The sequence below is a fragment of the Brevundimonas sp. AVps4 genome (genome assembly GCF_058681525.1).
On the sequence record NZ_CM178741.1, the window covers coordinates 1710542 to 1729824 of the forward strand.

General features: G+C 67.0%; 24 protein-coding genes. 7 read left to right on the top strand and 17 right to left on the bottom strand.

Annotated features, from left to right (window positions below; translation table 11 throughout):
* Nucleotides 1-4 precede the first annotated feature (4 nt).
* The 6 genes from ACW178_RS08355 to ACW178_RS08380 all read right to left on the bottom strand — a co-directional run bounded on the left by ACW178_RS08355 (nucleotide 5) and on the right by ACW178_RS08380 (nucleotide 4807).
* Nucleotides 5-1891 carry a CocE/NonD family hydrolase gene (locus ACW178_RS08355; RefSeq protein ID WP_287105143.1) on the bottom strand — a complete coding sequence of 629 codons (1887 nt, stop codon included), beginning with the start codon at nucleotides 1889-1891 and terminating at the stop codon, nucleotides 5-7.
* Between the two features lie 70 nt (nucleotides 1892-1961).
* A complete protein-coding gene (locus ACW178_RS08360) occupies nucleotides 1962-2594 on the bottom strand; it encodes a M23 family metallopeptidase (RefSeq protein ID WP_287105144.1) in 633 nt (210 codons plus the stop codon).
* Between the two features lie 158 nt (nucleotides 2595-2752).
* Nucleotides 2753-3373, bottom strand: a complete 621-nt coding sequence (locus tag ACW178_RS08365; RefSeq protein WP_492024462.1) for an SAM-dependent methyltransferase — start codon at nucleotides 3371-3373, stop codon at nucleotides 2753-2755.
* 67 nt (nucleotides 3374-3440) lie between these two features.
* Nucleotides 3441-3665 carry a YdcH family protein gene (locus tag ACW178_RS08370; RefSeq protein WP_054765420.1) on the bottom strand — a complete coding sequence of 75 codons (225 nt, stop codon included), beginning with the start codon at nucleotides 3663-3665 and terminating at the stop codon, nucleotides 3441-3443.
* 48 nt (nucleotides 3666-3713) lie between these two features.
* Complete coding sequence (locus ACW178_RS08375) at nucleotides 3714-4211, bottom strand: TIGR02444 family protein (protein WP_287106359.1); 498 nt, start codon at nucleotides 4209-4211, stop codon at nucleotides 3714-3716.
* Complete coding sequence (locus tag ACW178_RS08380) at nucleotides 4208-4807, bottom strand: UbiX family flavin prenyltransferase (protein WP_191555477.1); 600 nt, start codon at nucleotides 4805-4807, stop codon at nucleotides 4208-4210. Before ACW178_RS08380 ends, ACW178_RS08375 begins: the two co-directional genes overlap by 4 nt.
* 115 nt (nucleotides 4808-4922) lie before the next feature.
* On the opposite strand from ACW178_RS08380, the gene ACW178_RS08385 reads away from it, so the two are divergent.
* Nucleotides 4923-5096: a YdcH family protein gene (locus ACW178_RS08385; protein WP_054765422.1), complete on the top strand. Its 174-nt coding sequence runs from the start codon at nucleotides 4923-4925 to the stop codon at nucleotides 5094-5096.
* A gap of 168 nt (nucleotides 5097-5264) precedes the next feature.
* Here the strand turns inward: ACW178_RS08385 and ACW178_RS08390 are convergent, their stop codons facing one another.
* A complete protein-coding gene (locus ACW178_RS08390) occupies nucleotides 5265-5933 on the bottom strand; it encodes a DUF1013 domain-containing protein (RefSeq protein WP_191555478.1) in 669 nt (222 codons plus the stop codon).
* A 221-nt stretch (nucleotides 5934-6154) separates the two neighbouring features.
* On the opposite strand from ACW178_RS08390, the gene ACW178_RS08395 reads away from it, so the two are divergent.
* Nucleotides 6155-6787 carry a beta/gamma crystallin-related protein gene (locus ACW178_RS08395; RefSeq protein ID WP_201462471.1) on the top strand — a complete coding sequence of 211 codons (633 nt, stop codon included), beginning with the start codon at nucleotides 6155-6157 and terminating at the stop codon, nucleotides 6785-6787.
* Between the two features lie 6 nt (nucleotides 6788-6793).
* Here the strand turns inward: ACW178_RS08395 and ACW178_RS08400 are convergent, their stop codons facing one another.
* Nucleotides 6794-7765 carry an NAD(P)H-quinone oxidoreductase gene (locus ACW178_RS08400; RefSeq protein WP_287105587.1) on the bottom strand — a complete coding sequence of 324 codons (972 nt, stop codon included), beginning with the start codon at nucleotides 7763-7765 and terminating at the stop codon, nucleotides 6794-6796.
* A gap of 89 nt (nucleotides 7766-7854) precedes the next feature.
* Between ACW178_RS08400 and ACW178_RS08405 the strand changes: the two genes are divergently transcribed.
* Complete coding sequence (locus ACW178_RS08405) at nucleotides 7855-8058, top strand: DUF1192 domain-containing protein (RefSeq protein ID WP_182713930.1); 204 nt, start codon at nucleotides 7855-7857, stop codon at nucleotides 8056-8058.
* 104 nt (nucleotides 8059-8162) lie between these two features.
* Nucleotides 8163-8678 (top strand): protease adaptor protein RcdA, encoded by a 516-nt coding sequence (gene rcdA / locus ACW178_RS08410; protein ID WP_224761396.1) that lies wholly within the window; start codon nucleotides 8163-8165, stop codon nucleotides 8676-8678.
* An 18-nt stretch (nucleotides 8679-8696) separates the two neighbouring features.
* Here the strand turns inward: rcdA and ACW178_RS08415 are convergent, their stop codons facing one another.
* Together ACW178_RS08415 and rpmE are read right to left on the bottom strand one after the other, a co-directional pair.
* The gene (locus ACW178_RS08415; RefSeq protein ID WP_287105586.1) at nucleotides 8697-10259 is read right to left on the bottom strand and encodes a L,D-transpeptidase family protein; all 1563 of its coding nucleotides are present in this window, start codon (nucleotides 10257-10259) and stop codon (nucleotides 8697-8699) included.
* Nucleotides 10260-10426: 167 nt separating this feature from the next.
* A complete protein-coding gene (gene rpmE, locus ACW178_RS08420) occupies nucleotides 10427-10651 on the bottom strand; it encodes a 50S ribosomal protein L31 (RefSeq protein WP_054765428.1) in 225 nt (74 codons plus the stop codon).
* Nucleotides 10652-10789: 138 nt separating this feature from the next.
* Between rpmE and ACW178_RS08425 the strand changes: the two genes are divergently transcribed.
* Nucleotides 10790-12673: an ABC transporter transmembrane domain-containing protein gene (locus ACW178_RS08425; protein ID WP_492024463.1), complete on the top strand. Its 1884-nt coding sequence runs from the start codon at nucleotides 10790-10792 to the stop codon at nucleotides 12671-12673.
* Nucleotides 12674-12693: 20 nt separating this feature from the next.
* Here ACW178_RS08425 and ACW178_RS08430 read toward each other — a convergent pair whose 3' ends face one another.
* The 6 genes from ACW178_RS08430 to ACW178_RS08455 all read right to left on the bottom strand — a co-directional run bounded on the left by ACW178_RS08430 (nucleotide 12694) and on the right by ACW178_RS08455 (nucleotide 16979).
* Nucleotides 12694-13734: a glycerophosphodiester phosphodiesterase gene (locus ACW178_RS08430; protein ID WP_183215893.1), complete on the bottom strand. Its 1041-nt coding sequence runs from the start codon at nucleotides 13732-13734 to the stop codon at nucleotides 12694-12696.
* A 232-nt stretch (nucleotides 13735-13966) separates the two neighbouring features.
* On the bottom strand, nucleotides 13967-14773 hold the full coding sequence (locus ACW178_RS08435; protein ID WP_152949925.1) for an inositol monophosphatase family protein: 807 nt from the start codon (nucleotides 14771-14773) through the stop codon (nucleotides 13967-13969).
* A gap of 197 nt (nucleotides 14774-14970) precedes the next feature.
* On the bottom strand, nucleotides 14971-15537 hold the full coding sequence (gene efp, locus ACW178_RS08440; RefSeq protein ID WP_054765432.1) for an elongation factor P: 567 nt from the start codon (nucleotides 15535-15537) through the stop codon (nucleotides 14971-14973).
* A 101-nt stretch (nucleotides 15538-15638) separates the two neighbouring features.
* Nucleotides 15639-16196 carry a tryptophan-rich sensory protein gene (locus tag ACW178_RS08445; RefSeq protein ID WP_152949927.1) on the bottom strand — a complete coding sequence of 186 codons (558 nt, stop codon included), beginning with the start codon at nucleotides 16194-16196 and terminating at the stop codon, nucleotides 15639-15641.
* Between the two features lie 54 nt (nucleotides 16197-16250).
* Nucleotides 16251-16493: a helix-turn-helix domain-containing protein gene (locus ACW178_RS08450; RefSeq protein WP_054765434.1), complete on the bottom strand. Its 243-nt coding sequence runs from the start codon at nucleotides 16491-16493 to the stop codon at nucleotides 16251-16253.
* On the bottom strand, nucleotides 16494-16979 hold the full coding sequence (locus tag ACW178_RS08455; RefSeq protein WP_054765435.1) for a hypothetical protein: 486 nt from the start codon (nucleotides 16977-16979) through the stop codon (nucleotides 16494-16496). It lies immediately after the preceding gene.
* Nucleotides 16980-17075: 96 nt separating this feature from the next.
* Here ACW178_RS08455 and ACW178_RS08460 point away from each other — a divergent pair, with 96 nt between their 5' ends.
* Both ACW178_RS08460 and ACW178_RS08465 read left to right on the top strand, forming a co-directional pair.
* The gene (locus tag ACW178_RS08460; RefSeq protein ID WP_191555485.1) at nucleotides 17076-18011 is read left to right on the top strand and encodes an ABC transporter ATP-binding protein; all 936 of its coding nucleotides are present in this window, start codon (nucleotides 17076-17078) and stop codon (nucleotides 18009-18011) included.
* Nucleotides 18011-18736, top strand: a complete 726-nt coding sequence (locus ACW178_RS08465; protein WP_492024464.1) for an ABC transporter permease — start codon at nucleotides 18011-18013, stop codon at nucleotides 18734-18736. The genes ACW178_RS08460 and ACW178_RS08465 overlap by 1 nt, the downstream gene beginning before the upstream one ends.
* A gap of 6 nt (nucleotides 18737-18742) precedes the next feature.
* Here the strand turns inward: ACW178_RS08465 and bfr are convergent, their stop codons facing one another.
* Complete coding sequence (gene bfr, locus ACW178_RS08470; RefSeq protein ID WP_054765438.1) at nucleotides 18743-19243, bottom strand: bacterioferritin; 501 nt, start codon at nucleotides 19241-19243, stop codon at nucleotides 18743-18745.
* Nucleotides 19244-19283 lie beyond the last annotated feature (40 nt).

Consider the following 19283-nt stretch of genomic DNA (forward strand, 5'->3'; position numbering starts at 1 on the left):
CGCCCTATTTCAGGACGGGCAGGTCGATGTAGGAGGCGTCGTCTCCGGCGTGATGCAGGGCGTTGTCGGCGACCCGGCCCTGGGTCTCGCTTTCGTTCGGCCCGCCGGTGTTCAGATTGCGGACGAATTTCGGGAAGTTGGAGCTGGTCACCTCGACCCGGATGCGGTGGCCCGGCTGGAAGGTGTTGCTGATGGTGATCGGCGTGGGCTGCACCGTCGCGATCTGGCCGGGCGTCAGGGGGGTGGGCCGGTCGTAGCCGGTGCGATAGCGGGCCCGCATGATGGTGTCGCCCAGGATATAGGCCGTCCCATCCGGCGCCACATCCACCAGCTTGACCGCGAAGTCGGTGTCGGGCGCCGACGACGACACCTTCAGCACCGCATCGACGAAGCCCGTCACCTGCATCGGCTCGGTCAGCGGCTCCGAGGTATAGACCAGCACGTCGTTGCGCGCCTCGATCTGACGCTGGTCAAAGGCGCCGGCCGTGACCAGCCCGCCGTTGCAGCAGTCGCCGCCGCCGATGGTCTGGACCGGGTTCATCGGATCATAGCGATAGCGGTCGGCCTGTTCGCCCGCCGGCGGCGCCTCGGGGCTCAGCCGGCCGTCGCCGTTCAGACTGTTGGCCGCCCCGCCGGATCGCAGATACATCCGCACGGTCTGGACGCCGGCCGGCGGCCACTGGGCGGCGGTGCGCCATTCGTTCTGGCCCATGTTGAAATATTGGACATGCGGGGTGCTGTCGGGGAAGGCGCGGCGCTCGCCCTTCAGCCAGCGGTCGAACCAGGCCAGGACCAGGCCGTCCGCGTCGAAACTGGCGTCGCCCAGGTCGCGATCGCCAGAGCGGAACCCGGCCTTCAGCCCGGCGAAGGCGCAGTGATTGTTCGGCCCCACCACCACATACTGGTTCTCGGCCGCCTCGCGGTCCTGGGTGGTCGAGCGAGCGTGATTGAACAGCTCCATGTTCGGCCCGATGGAGACGTCGTACCAGCTGTTGAACCACAGGGCCGGCACGCCCCAGCCCATGTCGTCGTGATAGAGGCCGCCCTCGCGCCAGGCCGGATCGGCGGGCGTGCGGGCGATCAGTTCCTCGAAGGTCGCGGGGGGCTCGCCCAGGTCCTTCAGCATCTCGTTGACCGGCAGATGGCGGATCTGGCTGGGCCAGTTCACCTCGGGCTTCTTGGCGTCAAGGTCGTTGTAACGGACGATGCGGGCGCGGGTCTCCTGGTCCGTCTCCGCCGGGATCTGGGCGCGAAGCGGATTGTCGACACCGTACAGCCAGACGAAGAAAAGATTGCGCGGCACGCCGCCGGTGTACCAGTTGCCCTGTTCCTGGAACCGCCCGACCTTGCCGATTCCCGCGCCGGACGCCTGGGGGACCATGGCCGCATGGGCGGGATGGTTCTGGGCCGCCAGCGCCAGCTGCCATTCGGCCGAGGACGAGCAGCCCAGGGTGCCGACCTTGCCGTTCGACCAGGGCTGGGCCGCGATCCAGCTCAGGGCGTCATAGCCGTCGGTCTGGGGATAGCCCAGGATCTGATAGTCCCCGCCCGAGAAATAGCGCCCCCGCTCGTTCTGGATGACCAAGGCATAGCCGCGGCTGACCCAGGTCAGGGCGCTGCGGGTGGTGCGGGGGTTATAGGCCAACTCATTATAGGGGGTGCGGATGAAGACGGTCGGCAGGGGCCCCTGGGCGTTCTTGGGCCGATAGATGTTGGTGGCCAGTCCGACTCCGTCGCGCATCGGCACCATGACCGCCATCTGCACATCGGCGATGCGGGACAGTTCGGTCTGGGCGGCCGCATCGCTGTACCGGCCATAGTCCTGGGCGGCGGCCGCGGTGGGCGTGGCCGCCAGTACGGCCGCGACGACGGCGGCGACGATTCTGTTCACGATGATGCCCCTCCAAAAAGCTTCCAGAAGGTTAGGCTGCAAAGAAGGGCGCGGCAATCTTTCGCCGGGATCAGTCCTTCGCCTTGACCGCCACCTTGAAATGGCGGCCCAGGATCTTGGCCGGGTTCACCTGGGCGCCGCTGCGGCGCACTTCGAAATGCAGATGGGGGCCTGTCGAATAGCCGGTCGAGCCAACCAGGCCGATTCGCTGTCCGCTCGTCACCAGATCGCCGCTGGCCACATCAATGCGGCTGAGGTGGCCGTAAAGGGTGCTGAGGCCGTTCGGATGGCGCACCTCGATGAAGGCGCCGTAGCCCCCGGCGTCATAGCCGGTGCGGACGATCCGGCCTTCGGCGGCGGTGAAGACCGACGTTCCCTTGGGCGCGGCGATGTCCACGCCCTTGTGCGCGCGGGCGCGGGCCTCGATCGCCAGCTTGCGCAGGCCGAAGGGGGAGTTGATCGCATAGCCGCGCACGGGGGCGGAAAACGCGATCTGCCGCATCACCGGCCCGGCCTTTTCGACCTGAGCCTTCACCGGCGGAGCCACGGGCTCGGCCGCAGCTGTCGGCGCCGCTTCGCGCGTCACGCCGGGGGCGGCGGCGGCGGCCAGCAGGGCCACGGTCGCAAAGGCGGCGGTCTGGCCGCCGTGGATCAATAGGCTTTTGCAACGCGCCAGGGGCGCGTCGGTCAGCAGGCGTCGCATTCGGCGGCGTCTCCAGCTTGGACAGGCTCTGGATTGAGCCGGAGCATGGAGCGACACGCGCGGGCGCGTTCGAAAACCGTCATGCTCCTGGAAGCGGCGCTTATGCTCCTAGGCTGGGGCGACTTTTGGACCCTGATCGGGCCGGGATGGGGCTGAGCCTAATCCAGCGGCCGTCGAGCGACCAGGTCGATCAGGGCCGAACGGCCCCTGTGGCCGGCCCCTTCGTCCAGATCGGCCTCATAGGCGTGCAAATGCTCGATCCCGAAATCGTCGAACGCCGCCTCCAGCAGTTCAGGGGTGTAGAGCTGTTCGACCTGGGAGGGCCCCCCGGTGCCGTAGTCCAGCTGGCGCGGCGTATAGCCGTGCAACAGGATCAGGCCGCCCGGCCTCACCGACCGCTTCATGCCCTCAAAGATCGCCGCACGGAAGTCGGGTGGCGCGAACTGGATAAAGACCGCCGCCACGGCGTCATAGGCCGCGTCCGGCCAGGTCCACCCCTCGAGGTCCTGGATCTGAAAATCCACCTCGACCCCCTCGCGCGCGGCCAGGCGTTTCGCCTTGTCCTGCGCGGCCGGCGAGATGTCGGTGGCGGTCACCTGGTGGCCCAGTCGGGCCAGATAGACGGCGTTCCTGCCCTCGCCGTCGGCGGGCGTCAGAATCCGACTGCGGGGCTTCAGCCGGTCGGCGTGCGTCACCACGAACTGGCTGGGCGCCGTGCCGAAAACATAGTCGGCAGTCGCCGCATAGCGCGCGTCCCAGCCGTCACTCAAGGTCGCCATGATCGGTCTCCATTCCTGCGAATGGGTATCATTTGCGACCATTCGGCGCAACCCAAGCCACTGGGCCTTAGGCTATGATGTCCGGCAGGATCTGATCCTCGATTTTGACGATCTCGTCCTTCAGCGCCAGCTTCTTGCGCTTCAGTCTGGCGATCAGCAGTTGATCAGGCACGGCCGCCTCGGACAGGGCGTCGATCGAGGCCGAGAGGTCGGCGTGCTCCTGGCGCAGCAATTTGACGCGGGCGTGAAGCGCCGCTTCTTCCTCGGTGATGTCCGGCACATCGTCGTTCATCGTGCAGTCCATCTTGCAGTCGGTAGAGCCAACATAATCGGACGACCTTCAGGCGGAAAGGGTTTCGGCCAGCCGCTGCAAGGCCGGGCGAGGCGTCACCGGCGCCCAGAGCCGCGCCGTCGCGACCAGGGCCGCCAGGGCGGGGCGCGGGGACGGGCGGGGCGCGTGGTCGTCCGCGTCGTGGATCAGGGCTTCCAGGGCGGCGAGCAGATGGCGTTCCGCCTCCAGCTCCAGCCCCTTGATCTTGTCGCGGACCGCCAGGCGGGGCGCGTCCTCGATGTCGGGGACCGGAGCCTTCAGGGTGCGGCGAACGGCGCGCAGCGGCGCCACCACGACCCCGTCCCAGGCGCGGGCGATGTCGCAGGCCGCCTCGATCGTCTCGGCGTCGGGTTCATGGCCGGCCGCAGCGGCCCAGGCCGACCACAGCAGCAGGGGAACGTTCTGGTCGTGGCTGTCCTGCAAGGCCAGGCAGGCCTCGCCGACGCCGGGTCGCCCATAGGCGGCGACGGCCCAGTCCCACAGGCTGCGCGTTTCGACGGCGGTCACTTCAGCCCGTCCCAGCGCCGCACGGCGCTCCAGTCCAGCCCGAACAGATCCAGGGTCCGCCCCACCGACTGGTCCACCATCTCCAGGATCGATTCCGGCCGCGCATAGAGGGCGGGCAGGGGCGGGGCGATGGTCGCGCCCATTTCGGCCAGGGCCGTCATCGTCCGCAGATGGCCCAGATGGAAGGGCGTCTCACGCACCATCAGCACCAGCGGCCGGCGCTCCTTCAACGTCACGTCGGCGGCGCGGGTCAGAAGCGACGAGGTCACGCCCGTGGCGATCTCGCTCATCGTCTTTATCGAGCAGGGGGCCACGATCATGCCCAAGGTCTTGAAGGAGCCCGAGGCGATGGTCGCCCCGACGTCAGCCAGTTTGTGAACGACCGAGGCCTTTGCAGTCAGGTCTTCGGGCGACAGATCGGTCTCCTGCGACAATGTGAGCAGGGCGGCCTTGGTCACCACCAGATGGGTCTCGACGCCTAAATCCTTCAGCGCGTCCAGCGTCCGCGCGCCGTAGATCGCGCCTGACGCCCCTGAAATTCCGACCACCATCCGATAAGGAGCAGTCCGTATGGCTCCGTTCACATCATCGACCATTTTTGGGGCCAGCCTCCGTCGTGTCCGGACGAAAAGCAGTCACTGGAATGTGATTCCACAGCCTGCCGAACCGGGCGCTCACTCTACTGGTCCCTAACCAACGGAGGCGCAAGCCATGACCATCGAGGCTCGTATTCGCGAACTGGGTAATCGGCACCGCATGCTGGATCAGACGATCCAGCGAGAACTCAACCATCCGTCCGTGGACACGCTGCAGGTCAAGGAATTGAAGCAGAAGAAGCTTCGCTTGAAGGAAGAGATCACCATCCTGGAGCAGCGCGCCCACTGAGGATTGCGCACGCCCAGACGACGACGGCCCCGGAGAGCGCTCTCCGGGGCCGTTTCTATTCCCGTCGCCCTCGGGCTTGCCCCGAGGATCGGATGATCCGCCGCTGGTGCGAAGACAGTCAGCGCACAGCGCCAGGCCCTCGGGTCAAGCCCGAGGGCGACGAACGGATCAATCCTTCGTGCCGAACACCGATTCCGCCGTCGGCTCGGCGCCGGGACGCTGGCGGGCTTCGGGGACGAATTCCGGCTCTTCCTCGACCTCTTCGGCCACGGGCAGGATGGTGCCGCCGCCGTTCTTCAGATCGTCCTTGGCCTTCTTGTCGGCGGCCTTCTTGACGATCTCGTCCAGGGCCAGCTGACCGACCAGGCCCAAGGTCACCGGATCGACCGGCTTGATGTTGGCGCTGTTCCAGTGGGTGCGGTTGCGCACGCTCTCGATCGTGGACTTGGTCGTGCCAAGCAGTTTGGCGATCTGGGCGTCGGTCACTTCCGGGTGGTTGCGCACGAACCAGGCGATGGCGTCCGGCCGATCCTGACGACGCGACACAGGGGTGTATTTCGGCGCAGGCTTGGCCGACTTCAGCAGTTCGGCGTGGCGGCTGACGATCGCCTTCATGCGATAGTTTTCGTCGGCCTGGGCCTTGTCCAGCTCTTCGCGGGTCAGTTGGCCGCCGGTGACGGGATCGACGCCGCGGATGTCGCGGGCGACGTCGCCGTCGGCGATGCCGCGGACTTCGAGCGGATGCAGACCGCAGAAGTCGGCGATCTGCTCGAAGCTGAGGGAGGTGTTGTCGACCAGCCAGACCGCAGTGGCCTTGGGCATCAGAATGTCGCTCATGGGGCGTTCGTCCCGGTAGGGTGGGGGCCGCCGAATGGGGGTTCGGCCAGCGTTGGATACGACGGCGCCCGGCCTTTCGACCGGGCGCTTATGGTTTCGATATAGGCCTATTCGCCTGAAAAGAAAACGTCGCCCGACATTCTCGTACAGCCACGGTTCATCCGGGGGGCGGCAACCTGCGCGGTAATCGAGGCTTTCGCCTTTGGGAGAGGAGAACCACCATGTCCATTCTGCTCGGCGCCGCCATGGCCGCCGCCCTGGCTTCCGGCCAGGACATCACCGCCCAGCGGGTCGCCCCGCGCGGCAGCTACAGCCGGTCCTGCACCGAGGCCTACACCCACCGCGGACGGCTCTACGCCGACTGCCGCGACATGCGGGGCCGCATTCGCGGCACCTCGATCGAACTGGCCCGGTGCGGAGACGCAGAGATCGCCAATATGGACGGCCTTCTGGTCTGCGGCCGCGAGCGGGGGGACTATGAAGATCGTCGTCCCGACTATCCCGGTGGGAACGGCGGATGGAACGGCGAAGACAATGGCGGGGGTTGGGGCGGCGGCTCGGGCGGCGGCTGGAACGGAGGATGGGGCCGGACCTCCATCACCGTCTATGAAAACGCCAACTTCCGCGGCGCCTCGCGCGAGTTCGTCGATGAGGACCGCAACCTGGGCCGCACCCCCTTCAACGACCGGATCAGCTCCATGCGCGTTCGCGGCCGATGGGAGGTCTGCACCGACGCCGAGTTCCGGGGGCGCTGCCGCATCGTCGAAGGCGACGTCCGCTTCCTGAGCGACGGCTTCAACGACCGCATCTCCTCGATGCGGCCGGTGCGGGGCGGGGGGCGTTGGGATCGCTGAGGGCGGTCAAGGCGTCAGCACGAACTTGCCGATGTGATCGCCGGCCTCCAGCGCGCCATGCGCCTCGGCGGCCTTGTCCAACGGATAGACAGCCTGCACCGGCGGTCGCACCGCACCGGAGGCGACCCAGGGCCAGACCGTCGCCTTAACGGCGGCGGTCAGCCGGGCCTTCTCATCGGCCGATCGGCTCCGAAGGGTCGATCCCGTCAGGACCAGCCGCTTCAGCATGATCCGCATCAGGTCGATTTCGACCACCGATCCGGACAGGGATGCGATGACCACCCAGCGACCGCCGGGCTTCAACGCCTTCAGGTTCAGTTCGGCGTAGTCGCGGCCCACCATGTCCAGCAGCACATCGACGCCGCCCGCTTCGGCGATCGCGGCCGCCAGGTCGTCGGATCGGGCGTCCAGGCTGACATCGGCGCCCAAAGCCTGGGCCGCCTTCGCCTTGTCCGCCCCGCGCGAGGTGGCGATCACCGCAGCGCCCGCCGCCTTGGCCATTTGGATCGCCGTCACCCCGATCCCGCTCGTCGCCCCGTGGATCAGCAGCGTCTGGCCCGCCTTCAGCCCGCCCGCCTCGAACACATTGGCGAAGACGGTGAAGACGGTCTCGGGCAGGGCGGCCGCCTGAACGAAGGACAGGTCCTCCGGGATCGGCAGAACGTGGCGGGCGTCCACCACCGCCTGTTCGGCATAGCCTCCGCCGCCCAGCAGGGCGCAGACCCGGTCGCCCCGGCGCCACTGGCTCACGCCTTCGCCCAGGGCCGCGATTTCTCCCGCGACCTCCAGTCCCAGGACAGGGGAGGCGCCGGGCGGGGGCGGATAGCCGCCCCGCCGCTGCAGCAGGTCGGGCCGGTTGATTCCGGCCGCGCGCATCTGGATCAACACCTCGCCGGGGCCAGGCGTCGGATCAGCCTGTTCGGCGATCTTCAGCGCCTCAGCCGGACCCGAACCGCCCTCGATCTGGATAAGCCGCATGTCGCCTCGCTTGCATTCGTCGCTGTCCGCGCGTTCAGATAGGGGTTCCGGCCGACTTCGGCCATGACAGGCGCAGAAAGGCGACGACCATGTTCGACGATTTCGAGCCTCGCCCGCGGCGTGGAGAGGCCCTGACCACTCTTGAGCGCGAGGATCTGGACCCCTATTCCATTGAAGACCTGCAGGAGCGGATCGGCGCACTGACGGCCGAAATCAGTCGCGCCCAGACAGCGATCGAGAAGAAACAGGCCAAGAAAAGCGCCGCCGACGCCCTGTTCAGTTTTAGACCCTGATCGCCCGCGTCTCAAATCCGTGGCATGACGGTTGCAAACCCTTCGGCCCAGGCCGTTTGTGGCCCCAAGTCGGAACAGGCCTAACCTTCATGATGATGTCCCCCATGACCCTGAGCGACGATCAAGACATGGCCGCCCGGGCCGAACGCGCTCGCAAGGTGCAGGATTTCACCCGTTCCGAACTGTTCGACCGCACCTTCCGCGAAGGCATGGAACTGGTGGAGGAGACGGCGGCCTATCTGGACGGAGAGGGACGTCGCGATTCCAAGATGCTGTCCCGCTCGGCCGCCCTGGCCTATGCGGCCGAAAGCATGAAGCTGACCACGCGCCTGATGCAGATCGCCTCCTGGCTGCTGGTGCAGCGGGCCGTACGCGAGAACGACATGACGGCCGAGACCGCCTGCGAGCCGCGCTATCGTCTGAACGACCGCAAGATCGAGAGCCAGCCCAGCCACGCGGAACTGCCGATCGCCCTGGTCGAATATCTGGTCCGGTCGGAAAAACTGTTCGACCGCGCCCTCTATCTCGACCGCCGCATGTATCTGGAGGCGCCTGAGGAACAGCCGCAGAATCCGGTCCTCAGCCAGTTGGGCCTGCTGGAAGCCGCCTTCAAGGGCTGACGCCTCTAAAGCCCGACCTTACGGCCCGACGTCGTCAGCGTCGCGACGCCCGTCGTCGATCGGCCGAGGCAGGCTGACGGCGATCCCCAGCGCCTGGGCCAGCTTGCCGTCGCGGCCATAGACGTCCTCGCGGAAGGCGACCCGCCCCTGACCGTCCACGAAGGCGGTCCAGTACAGCAGCCGCACCGTGATTTCGCGCCCGGTGGTCACGCGAGTGGTCTCACGCGTCTGCTGGGCCGTGTCGAACTCGGCCAGCTTGGCGGGATCGGGCGACAGCAGCAGCCGGGCGAATTCCACGGCGTTCTGCACCCGCACGCAGCCATGGCTGCGCTGACGCATGGAAAGGTTGAAGGCGGCCTTGGACGGGGTGTCGTGCAGGAAGATGGCGTAGCTGTCGCGCAGCTCGAACTTCACATAACCCAGGGCCGACTTCGGCCCGGCGCGCTGGATCACTGTTCCGTTGGCCACATACATGTCGTTGGCCGCCAGATAGCCTGGGCCCTTGGGCAGGATCTCGCGCCGCGCGATGCCGGCGGGCACGTACCAGGGCGGATTGGCGACCACCGAGGCGAAGGGCTTCTCCAGGCTGGGCGTTTGGTTCTCGGCCGAGCCGACCACCACCCGGTTGGAGTGCACCGGCTTGCCGTCTTTCCAATAGACCATGATGGCGGCGGCGGTGTTGACCTCGATCCGCTCCGGCGCAACGTCGCGCTTCAGCCAGCGGCGGCGTTCCAGGTTCAGGGCGATCTGACGCGCCCGGTCCTCGGCCGAGGCTGAGAGGGAGCGCTGGGTGCCCGTTCCGATGCGGCCGTCTGCGCCCAGGCCGTGCCGCGTCTGGAAGCCCTGGACCGCCTGTTGCAGCTCGGCGCCGTAAGTCAGGCCCTGGGCCTTCAGCCGCGCGCCCTGCGCCGCCGTCAGATCGCCCTCGGCCGTCAGCCGGTCGATCAGGGCGGGGATGCGGCGGTCGCTCATGTTGGGTTCGATCGTCGGACCGGCCGGGAAGGCGGGCCAGCCGCCGCCGGCGGCCAGTCGGCGATAGCGCACATAGCCGGCCGACAGGTTCTGATAGCCGATGTCGGTCGGCGCCAGACCCTCGAACCAGTCCAGCAGGATGTTGCGGGCCAAGGCGTCGCTGAGGCCGCGAGGCAGGTCCACGCGGTTTTTCTGCATTTCCCACAGATCCTCGACCGTCTCGGGCCGCACCTTGCCCTCGGCCAGGACGCGGCCATAGGCCAGGGCCGCCGCCGTCGTGCGCAGATCGGCCGAGGCGGGATCGGCGGCCAGGCCCACGAAGTCGAAATAGTCGCCGGCCGACAGGCCGTGGCGCTCGGCCCGGGCGGCGACGGTGTTCAGGGCGCGCATCCGCTCGCCGGTCCATACCGGCCGCCAGCCGTTCATCTCATAAAAGGCGCGAACGTCCGGTTGCTGGGTTTCCGGCAGGCGCGAAATCTGATCGTTGAAACTGTTGTAGAAGGCGGTGGCCGCCGCAGGGCGCTGGATGGAAACCTGTTGCGCCCGCGCAGCGGAGGCGAGGGCGATCGTCGCCGTTGCGACGCCCAAACCCAGTTCCCGTCTATTCATAACCCGTCCGCTTCTCGATGGCCCGATCCCCGTGAACCGACGCCCTTGTTCTTGCTGATTTGAACGCCGTCCATGTTACCGACGTTCCAGGCAAACAAAAAGCGCCGGCCATCGGACCGGCGCTCTTCGTGACGTGATTGCCGCGATGTGTCGCAGCAAGGACGCGCTTACTTCTTGATGAAGCCGGCGAACTTGTTGTTGAAGCGCGACACGCGGCCACCGCGGTCCATCAGCTGGGCGTTGCCGCCGGTCCAGGCCGGGTGCGTCGTCGGGTCGATGTCGAGGGCCAGCTTGTCGCCTTCCTTCCCGTAGGTCGAACGGGTCTGATAGGTCGTGCCGTCGGTCATCACCACGGTGATGAAGTGGTAGTCGGGGTGGGTGTCCGCCTTCATGGGTCGTCGTCCGGTCTCTGGGCGCGATGACGATGCCGACCGTCGCTGCGCATGAAATGAGAAACCCGCCAGAAAATCCGGCGGGAATGAGGGGCGGCGTTTACACCGGGGGGCGTTCCGGGGCAAGAGGCGGTCGCAATGACTGATCAATCCGCCGCCTCCGCCCGTTCCGCCAGTCTTCCTGCGGGGCGCGCCGCCGGCGCGGCCAGCCTGGACGGGCGGCCCAGCGCCGGCGCCGTCCTGGCCGAACAGATGTCTGAAGCGGGCGAGAAGCGGGCGAAGCGCCGGGACATCCGTCCCCTGGCGCGGCTGATTCCCTATGCGCTTCGGCACAAGGGCCACGCACTCATGGCGGTCTTCTGGCTGCTGCTGTCCACCACCGCCTCACTGGGGCTGACGGCCCTGGCCCGAGGGGCCATCGATCACGGATTTGAAGACGGCGGCGCGCGCCTGAACCTTTGGTTCCTGCTGCTGGGGGCCAACGCCCTGTTCCTGGGGCTCGCGACCGCCGCCCGCTATTTCTACGTCACACGGACGGGCGAGCGGGTCATCGCCGACCTCCGAAAGGGGCTGTTCGGCCGCATCCTGACGCTGGACCCTTCCTTCTACGCCCATATGCGGACCGGCGAGGTGCTGTCGCGCCTGACGACCGACATCGCCCTGGTCGAGACCCTGATGACGACCTCGGTCTCCTATGCGCTGCGGAACTTCCTGACCCTGATCGGCGGGGTCGTGCTGCTGTTCTTCGTCAGTCCGAAACTGACCGGCCTGGTCCTGTTGATCGTGCCGTTCCTGCTGGGGCCGATCTTCATTTGCGGCCGCCGGGTCCGCAAGTTGACCGTCGCCTCCCAGGACCGGTTCGCCGGCGCCGTCGGCTTTGCCGGTGAAAGCGTGGACGCCGTCGAGACGGTCCAGGCCTTCGGGCGCGAACACAGCGCCATCGCCCGCTTCGGCGCGGCGGTGGAGGACGCCTTCGACGCCTCTCTGAAGCGGATGCGGGCGCGGGCCTGGATGACGGCCCTGATCATCGTCGTCATGTTCGGCGGAGTGACCCTGGTCCTGTGGCTGGGCGCGCGCGATGTGGTGGCTGGTCAGATGACGCCCGGCGCCCTTCTTCAATTCGTCCTCCTGTCGGTCTTCGCCGCCGGGGCCGTGGGCGCGCTCGGCGAAAGCTGGGGCGATGTGCAGAAGGCCGCCGGCGCCATGGAGCGGATCGAGGAACTGATGCGGGCCACGCCCGACATCGCCGCCCCGGCCCGGCCCGTCGCCCTGCCCACCCCGCCGCGCGGCGAGGTCTCCATGTCGGCCGTCGATTTCGCCTATCCCGGCCGGCCCGATCTTCCGGCCCTGAAGGGGTTCAGCCTGACCGTCCGTCCCGGCGAGACCGTGGCCCTGGTCGGTCCCTCCGGCGCGGGCAAGTCCACCGTCTTCCGCCTGCTGCTGCGCTTCTATGATCCGCAGACCGGTCTGGTCTCGGTCGACGGGGTGGACGTGCGCCAGGCCGATCCGGTCGAGGTTCGCAATCGCTTCGCCTGGGTGTCGCAGGAGACGCCGCTGTTTTCAGGCTCGGCCTTGGAGAACATTCGCTTCGGCCGCGAGACCGCCACCCTGGAAGAGGCCCGCGCCGTCGCCGAAAAGGCCCAGGCCCTGGGCTTCATCGACGCCCTGCCGGAAGGCTTCGACACCCCACTGGGCGAACGCGGCAAGAGCCTGTCGGGCGGTCAGCGCCAGCGTCTGGCCATCGCCCGGGCCCTGGTCCGCGACGCCCCCATCCTGCTGCTGGACGAGGCGACGAGCGCGCTCGACGCCGAAAGCGAACGGCTGGTCCAGGCGGCCCTGGATCAGGCCATGACCGAGCGCACCACCCTGGTCATCGCCCACCGCCTCGCCACCGTCCTGCGCGCCGACCGCATCGTGGTCATGGACGACGGCCGTGTGGTGGAGGAGGGGACCCACGCCCAGCTGGTCGCCCAGGGTGGCCTCTACGCCCGCTTGGCCCAGCTTCAGTTTCGGGCGGATTGAGCCGAAGGGCCTTCATTGAATCAAGGATTCGCAGAGCGTCCTGATCGCGCTAGGGCCGGAAAGTCGGTGAAGACGGCGTCCACTCCGGCCTCGGCGAAGGCGGCGGCGTAGCCGGCCATGTCGCCGTGCTCGGCAAAGCCTTCGCCCCGGCGCCGCTCGGCCGGCAGGAAGGCGTTCTCGGCTCTCAGAGTCCAGATCACCACCTTCAGCCCTGCGGCGTGGGCGTCGGCGACCAGGGCGTTCGGCCCGATCGTCCGCCCGTCCGCATCCCTCGGCAGGACCAGGGTCATGTCCGGCGCCGCCCAGTCGGCATAGGCGGCCATGACCTTCAGCCCTTCCGGCGTGATCATCTGGGCATAGGTCAGGTCCGGCCGATCCACGGGCCCGCCCTCGGACGCGATCAACTGGGCCAGGGGCGCGCCGATCCGCCTCGACAGTCGCTCCAGCGGCCCGACCTCGAAACACTGGACGATGATTGGGACGTCGGCGCCGGTCAGGTCCAGTCGTCTCAGCTCGGCCACAAAAGCGTCCTCCATCGGCAGGCCAATGCCGGCGAAATAGGTCGGGTGTTTCAACTCGGGCGCCACCGCTATGGTCCGGCCCGTCCGGGCCGAGGCCTCGCGCGCAATGGCGACCACCTCGTCGAAGGTCAGGATCGGCTCGCGCCCATCATAGGCGGCGCTGCCGGGCCGAAAGGCGGGCAGCCGTTCCTTGGCCCGCAGCGTCTTCAGCTCGGCCAGGGTGAAGTCCTCGGTGAACCAGCCCGTGACCTCGGTCCCGTCGATGGTCTTGGTGGTCTTGCGATCCGCAAACTCCGGCCGTTCGGCGACATCGGTCGTTCCGCTGATCTCGTTCTCGTGCCGGTCGATGAAGACCCCGTCCTTGGATAGCACCAGATCCGGCTCGATCACGTCCGCGCCCTGCTGGATCGCCAGTTCATAGGCCGCCCGCGTATGCTCGGGGCGTTCGCCGGAGGCGCCGCGGTGGGCGATGATCAGCGGCTGGGCCATGGCCGGCGTTCCGACAAGGAGGGCGAGGGCGGTGACGATGGCGCGGATCATGCCCCCTGGATAGGGTTGCCGCGCGACAAGGATATGAATGTCTACTCCCCACGCAGTGGGGAGGGAGACCGCCTCCGGGTCTCGCCGAAGGCGAGCCCGAGGACAAGCTACTCCGGTGGAGGGGTTCTTGACGCCTACCGGCCGCTGGTGATGCGGCAAGAGCCCCTTCGTTACGGCGCTGAAGAAGCGCCGCGCCACTTCCCCGCAAGCGGGGAAGAGACAGAAGCGAGCCTCAGGACGCCTGCAACACCTTGCGCAGTTGCGGATGCAGTTCGGTGTTCGACGCCAGGATCGACACGCCCGTCTTGGGATCGCCGTCGTTCTCGATGGTCGTGACCCGGCCCCCGGCCTCGGTGACGAACAGTATGCCGGCCGCCACGTCCCAGGGCTTCAGATTGCGCTCATAGTAGGCGTCATATCGGCCGGCGGCGACCCAGGCGAAGTCCAGGGCCGCCGAACCCAGACGTCGGATGCCGGCGACGCGCTGGCCCACGGCGTGGATGTCCTTGATCGCCTGGGCGTGACCCGACTTGCCGATGAAGGGCAGGCCGGTGGCGATCAGGCTTTCCGACAGGTCACGACGCCCGGAGACTCGGATTCGCTGGTCGTTCAGATAGCAGCCCTTGCCTTTTTCGGCCCAGAACAGCTCGTTCATGACGGGGTTGTAGGTGACGCCGGCGACGATCTCGCTGGACCCGTCCGGGGCGCGCCGCTCCAGCCCCACCGTGATGGCGAAGTGGGGCAGGGCGTGCATGAAGTTGGTGGTGCCGTCGATCGGGTCGACGATCCAGGTGTGGGACTTGTCGGTCCCCTCGACCAGACCGCGTTCCTCGCCCAGGAAGCCATAGCCGGGGCGGGCCTTGGTCAGCAGTTCGAACAGGGTCTCTTCCGCCTTCAGGTCGGCGGCGGTGACGAAGTCGCCCGGCCCCTTGCGCGACACTTGCAACTGGGACACCTCGCCGAAGTCGCGAAGCATAGGACGGGCGGTCTTGCGGACCGCGTCGGTCATGACCTGAAGCAGGGCGGAGGCGAGGGCCATTGTGGAATCTCCTGGTCCGCATGTCCTCTAAAGCCGCTTAGGCCGGAGATGCGGAGAAGTTCAAGGGGGACGCGGAAGGCGTCGGGAAGTGCTGGTGAATAGTGCTGGTGAGCAGAAGGTGAGCGGAAGTCGTGCGGAGCGCCTTGCCCCGCCGGCCCCTCTGCTCACTAGCACTCTTCACCAGCACCTGTCGGAGTTCAGTCCGCGCGGCGGACGTATTCGCCGCTGGTCGTGTCGACGACGATCTTCTCGCCGGCCGACATATAGGGCGGGATCATGATCCGCACGCCGTTCGAGGCGATGGCGGGCTTGTAGGAGGACGAGGCCGTCTGACCCTTCACGGTCGGCTCGGTCTCGGCGACTTCCAGCACGACCTGATCGGGCAGTTCCAGGCCGATCGGACGCTCTTCGTGCATCTCGATGACGACCTTCATGCCCTCTTGCAGATAGGGGATGCGCTCGTCGCCGACCCAGTCCTTCTGCAGCTCGATCTGCTCATAGGTGGCGTCATCCATGAAGACCAGGCTGTCGCCGTTGTCGAACAGATAGGAGAAGTCCTTCTGCTCCAGGGTCACGCGCTCGACCTTGTCTTCCGAGCGGAAGCGTTCGTTCAGCTTGTTGCCGGTCTCGAGGTTCTTGGCTTCGACGTTGGCGAAGGCGCCGCCCTTGCCGGGCTTGACGTGGCTGGCCTTGGTGACGACCCACAGGCCGCCGTTGTGTTGCAGGACCATGCCGGGCTTGATGGCGTTGCCGTTGATCTTCATGGGGTCACATCGGGAATGGGGTTGCGCCCGCGCGCCCAGGTTGGAGCGTGGCGAATAGGGCGCGATCCCTAGAGGAAGCCCCCGAAAAGGGCAAGGCGGACCTAGTGGAGGGTTCGCTCGTTCATCTGATCCGCTTTCCGATGAAGGAAGTTGCCCATCCGAACGCCGCCGCCTGTCGGGGCGGCCATCTTGCCGGCGCCCTCGTCCAGTTTGCGGGCCTCATGGGCGAAGGCCGCCGCGAGACCGGCTGACGACATGGCGGCCGCCACCTGTTTCCACATCGACGAGGGGCGCAACCCCAGCCAGACGGCGTTGACCGTCTGGGCCGCGACCCAAAGCCCCATGGCGCGCGTCCTTTCGGGCCGATGCGGCGCGTTCCAGACCCGCACCGCCGACAGGGTCGTGGCCGAAAACACCGCCGGCAGGATCAGGCTGAAGGCACCGCGCGGCTTCTCCGTAATGGGCAGATCGCCGTCGCGCACATGTTTCAGCTTTCGTTTGGGGGTGAATGCGCCTGATGCTATGCCCGTCGCCAGCAGAGCAAACCCCACCGTCAGCGCCACCCCAACCGCGACATGCGCCGCGCTCCGCCCCTCGCTGTTCAACAGATCAACGGCCGCGTCGCGCACGTCGTCGATGGCGTCGTCGATATCCGTCATGGTCCGCTCCTGCTTGTCAGGAAAATCTAATGGGCGGACGGGGCGCCGGTTCCGTCAGACCTCGTCCGGTTCGACCGGTTCTGTCTCGCGCGGATCGAAATCATAGTCCAGCAGATCGCCGGGGCGGCACTCCAGCACCGCGCACAGCCGCGCCAGGGTGCTGAACCTTATGCCCTTCACCTTGCCGGATCGAAACAGCGAGAACTGGGTCTCGCTGAGGCCCACCTGGGCGGCGACGTCGCGCGCCTTCAGGCCCTTGCGAACCATCAGATCATTCAGGGTGACGCGAACCGGCATTCAGATCATCTCGTCCATCTCGGCCTGTATTCGGCCGGCGTGGTCGATGACGCGCCCCAACAGGAACAGGGCGCCGCCGATCATGCCCAGAGTCATGCCGGCGATGTCGAAATAGGCGAAGCCGCCCTGGGTAAGACCCAACAGCCGCATCAGGTTGGTGACGCCAAAGACGCTGAGCACTCCGCCAAGGCCAAGCGCCAACCCCACGCGACGCAGGGCGGACGATAAGGTCGGCTGGATCAAACGCCCCTTCGCCAACTGCCCCATCGCCGACCCGATCGACCAGACGGCGAAAAGGTAGAATAGGGCGGGCAGGGCCCAAAGGACTTGTTCAACCAGCAGCCGGACCGGGCGATCTCCCTGCGCCAGGAAGAAGGCGACCGGCGCCAGGGCCAGCAAGCCGCCGACGCTGACGACCATGAAGATCGCAAGCGCGCGGAACTGCCGGCACATCAGCCGAAAGCGGGCGAGGTTGTCAGCGGTCATGGGCCTTGTTCCGAGTTGAAACCTGTCTTGTTTTTAATCTTGACTTAAAAATCCGAGGGCCGCAACTTTATCTAAGAGTTAAAGATTGGGTTGGGCATGGCGGCTATAGAGACTGAGGGACTGACCCGTCTTTTCGGGGATCGTCGGGCGGTGGACGGCGTGTCCATGACCGTGCCGGATCATTCGGTCTATGGCGTCCTGGGCCGCAACGGCGCTGGCAAGACCACGACGATGAAGATGCTGACCGGCCTGCTGCGGCCCTCATCGGGCGTGGCTCGGGTTTGCGGCGTCGATGTCGTCAAGGACCGCAGAGGCGCGGCCCGCAAGATCGGGGCCCTGCTGGAGGCGCACGGCTTCTATGGCCATCTGTCGGGACGAGAGAATCTGGACCTGACCCGGCGACTTCTGGGCCTGGCGACGACTGAGGTCGATCGCGTGCTGGACGTCGTCGATATGACGCGCGACGGCGGACGGCGCGTCGGCGACTATTCCCTGGGCATGCGCCAGAGGCTCGGCATCGCCCGCGCCCTGCTGGGTTCCCCGCCGGTGCTCATGCTGGACGAACCGACGAACGGGTTGGACCCCGACGGCATCGCCGACATGCGTCATTTCCTGCGGGAACTGCCGATCCGCGCGGGGGCGACGGTCCTGCTGTCCAGCCACCTGCTCGGCGAGATCGAACAGACCGCCACCCATGTCGGCGTAATCCATCAGGGTCGGCTGGTGGTCGAGGGCGAACTGGCCCGGCTTAAGGCCGAACTGGCGCCAGAGATCGGGCTGCGTGTCGATGACCCGGCACGCGCCCGCGCCGTCTTGCGTTCGCGCGACCTTACTCTGAGCGACGACGCCGATGGGCTGGTGGCGCAGCTGCGTCCCGGCGACGATCATGACCAGGTCTGCGCTGCTTTGAACCGCGATCTGGTTGCGGCTGGCGTAGCCGTCTTCTCTATCGGCGCCCGCGCCCGTTCGTTGGAGAGCGTCTATCGCGCCGCCTCCGCCGTCTCCCCAACACCCGTTTCGGAGCCTGTCTGATGCTGACTGTCCTGTCCGTCGAAGTCCGAAAGCTGAACCGCTCCCTGGCTCTGGTGCTGGCGGCGACAGCGCCCGCCCTGATCGCCGTCTTCTCCTTCTCGATGCTGCTTCGGTCCAAGACGCCGTCGGAGTGGGACATGTGGATCGGCAGCGGCATGGCGATCTGGGCCTATTTCATGATGCCGCTTTGCGTCGCGGCCCTGACCGCTCTGGTCGCGCACATGGAGCACGGCCCGCGAAGCTGGGATCATTTGCGCGCCCTGCCTGTTCCCCGCTGGACCCTCTACGCGGCAAAGGCGGTCTGCGTGATCGCTCTCGTGCTGATCATGAGCGCGGCGGTGCTGGGCGCGACCATAGGGGCGGTGGCGCTGGGCGGCCTGATCAAGCCGGAGGCCGCGGCTATGGGCGCGCTCGATTTGACGGGCTACGCCTGGTCGATGGCGCGGATGGCGGCGGCCGCCCTGCTGATGATCGCCATACAGTTTTGGACCGCCATCCGTTTCGCCAGCTTTGTGCCGGGCTTGGCCTTGGGCATAGGGGGAACCTTCTTCGCCGTCGTGGCCACATCCGCCAGGCAAGGGGTGTTCATGCCGTGGCAGATGCCCGTCAACATCCTGGCGACCGAGGCCTGGCGGGTGCAGACCGCATTGACGCTGGGCGGTGGTCTGGGCCTTGTCGTGCTCGCGGCGGCGGTGCTGCACCTGGCCCGCCGCGAGGGACGCTAAGGAGCCTCAGCCGCCCGTCGCGGCGCTGTCGGTGACGATCTCCTTCATGGCCGACTGCAGATAGTTCTGTGCGCCCATCAGTTCGATCAGCTTGTGCTGGTTTTCGAGGAAGTCGATGTGCTCCTCGGTGTCGGACAAAATCTTCATCAGCAGGTCACGGCTGACGTAGTCGCGGGCCTCTTCGCACTGGGTCACGGCGGCGGCGGTGGCGACACGACTGTCCAGCTCCAGCTGCAGGTCGGCGCCCAGACATTCGATCGGATCCTCGCCGACCTTGAGCTTGTGCAGATCCTGCAGATTCGGCAGGCCGTCCAGGAAGAGGATGCGTTTGATCAGCATGTCGGCGTGCTTCATCTCGCCGATCGATTCCTCGTAGATCACGTGGCCGAGGTGGGCCAAGCCCCAGCTCTCGAACATGCGCGCGTGAAGGAAATACTGATTGACCGCCGTCAGTTCGTTAGTCAGCACAGCGTTCAGTGTGCGGAGGATTGCGGGATCGCCCTTCATGGTCCTGTCCTTGCTCTGGAGACGACCCCTGCGCCGCCTG